This is a genomic window from Streptomyces sp. 130 (assembly GCF_007096885.1).
Classification (GTDB): Bacteria; Actinomycetota; Actinomycetes; order Streptomycetales; family Streptomycetaceae; genus Streptomyces.
This window is the reverse complement of record NZ_VJNO01000090.1, coordinates 1-2344: the sequence shown is the minus strand read 5'-3', so window position 1 is coordinate 2344 and position 2344 is coordinate 1. Positions and strand designations below refer to the sequence as shown.

The 2344-nt window shown below is 67.8% G+C and carries 1 protein-coding gene; it reads left to right on the top strand.

Going from position 1 to position 2344, the window contains the following annotated elements; all coding sequences use genetic code 11:
- Positions 1 to 2344: hypothetical protein (locus tag FKN01_RS32795; RefSeq protein WP_185993080.1), on the top strand; the 2344-nt coding region annotated here is incomplete at both ends.

The window sequence follows — 2344 nt, the reverse complement described above, 5'->3', positions numbered from 1 at the left end:
TGGCATCACAGGCCGAAGTCGACCTGATCGTCAACGCCACCCGCACGCTGCCGGACCTGGAACGGGACCTGGACCGTGTCCTTCGCGCGGCGCAGGCTGACATGTCCGATCTGGACGTCGCGGCCGTCCTGGACCAGACGACGACGCTGCGGCAGCTCGACCGCGACCTCAGCCGCGTCATCGGTACCGCGACCGCCGACAGCGACGACGTCCTCGTCACCGCCGCCCTCAACCAGCGGGCCTCGATCCGCAACGTCCTCTCCGACCTCGACAACCTCGTCAACCAGGTCGACACGGGCGGCCGGGTCGACCCCGTCCTGATCACCGCCGCGCTGAACGGGCCAGCGTCGCTGCGGCAGGTGCGCCGGGACGTCGATGAGGTGGTGGCGCTGGTGCAGGCCACAGCCCCGGACATCGACATCGACGTGGACGTTGACCGCAACCTCACCCGCAACCTGCTGTCGGCGGCCGGCGGCCTGGGCCGGGTCACGCAGAACGTCACCCAGCTGAGCGCCGCTCTGGGGGCTGCGGCGCCGCTGCTGGCGTCGGTGGCTGGGGCGATGCAGAACCTGCTGCCGGCCACAGCGGTGGCGACGCAGGGCATCCTGTCCGTGGTCCTCGCGACCGCCACGCTGAAGCTCGGCATGATGGGCGTGTCCGATGCCGTGAAGGACGCGTTCGACCCCGGGACCAAGCCCGAAGACTTGGAGAAGTCCCTCAAGACGCTGGCGCCCGAGGCCCGGAAGTTCGTGCGCGAGCTGATCAGCATGAAGTCCGAGTTCAAGAAGCTCCAGCTCGGCGTGCAGAACAGGCTCTTCAAGGACTTTGACGAGGCGGTGAAGGGTCTCGGGGACGAGGTGCTGCCCCGGGTCGGGAAGGCCCTGAACCAGACCGCTACGACGTTCAACAAGATGGGCATCGGGGTCGCGCAGGCGGCGGTGAAGCTCAGCCGTGACGGCACCCTCGGCAAGGCCCTCGACGGGGCCACCAAGGGGCTGCAGAACCTCGTCAAGGTCCCGGCCCAGGCAACGACCGCATTCGGTCAGCTCGCTGCTGCTGCCGCCCCGGCGTTCGACCGGGTCACGAAGGCCGTCGCCCGGGCCGCAACGAAGTGGTCGGACAAGATCGACGCCGCGTTCAAGGACGGCTCGTTGGAGAAGGCCATCGACCGGGCGGTCAGCGCTGTGGCCCAGCTCGGCAGGGTGTTCGGGAACGTCTTCAGCGGCCTCGGCAACATCATCCGGTCCGTGTCGGTAGAGGGCGACGGCCTGTTCGGCACGCTGGAGAAGGTCACGCAAGGGTTTGAGGACCTGACGAAGAACGCGGACGTGCAGGCCGGGTTGAAGGCGCTCGGCGAGACGGCCGCACTCGTCTCCAAGACCGTGCTGCCGCTACTCGCCGAGGCCATCAAGATCGTGGGCCGCGTGCTCGTCAGCTTGCAGGGGCCCATTCAGGAGGTCGTCACCCTGCTCGGTGCCGCTCTCGGTGACGCGCTTAAGGCGCTCGGGCCCGTCCTCGTCACGGCTGGGCGCGCGGTCGGGGACCTGCTTCGCGCCCTGTCGCCGTTCATCACCCTGGCCGGGACGCTCGTCTCAGCCCTGCTGCCCGTCCTCAACCCGCTCCTCAGCGGCATGGGCGACATCTTCCGCGCCGCCGCGCCGTTCATTCAGGAGGTGGCCACCGTCCTGTCGAGCCTCTTCCTGCCCGTCCTTCAGCAGCTTCCGGACATCCTCGCCCAGATCATGCCGGTTCTCACCACGTTCTTCGAGGAGACGTTCCCCGAGCTGAAGAAGCAACTGGAGCTGGTCGCGCCCGTTTTCGCGGACCTGGGGCTCCAGATCGCGGACGTAGCGATTGCCCTCGCTCCGCTGATCGTGCAGGTCCTGGAGTTCGCCACGGTCATGTCCGCCGATCTCCTGCCGCTGATCACCGGCGCGGTGATCGGCACGCTGGGCCTGCTGGCCGGGTCTCTGACCGGTATCAGCGTGGCCATCGAGGACTTCGTCATCCCCAGCCTGAGAATCTTCGTCGGGTTCCTGAACGGCGACGTATTCGACGCGTCGACGTATGCCGGCCGTGCGGTGAGGGACTTCGCGGACGCGGCCAAGACCAAGATCCGTGAGCTGGTCGACAGTGCATCGGAGCGTTTCGGCCACTACTACAACGTGGCGAAGGACAAGTTCAGCGACGCCAAGGACTCCGCGCTCGACTCCATCTCAGACATGGTGTCCGACGCGGTCGACTACCTGTCCGACCTGCCGGGCCGGGCGGCGAACGCGGTTGGCGACCTGGGCCACGTGCTGTACGACGCGGGCGCGAGTCTCATCAGCGGACTCATCGACGG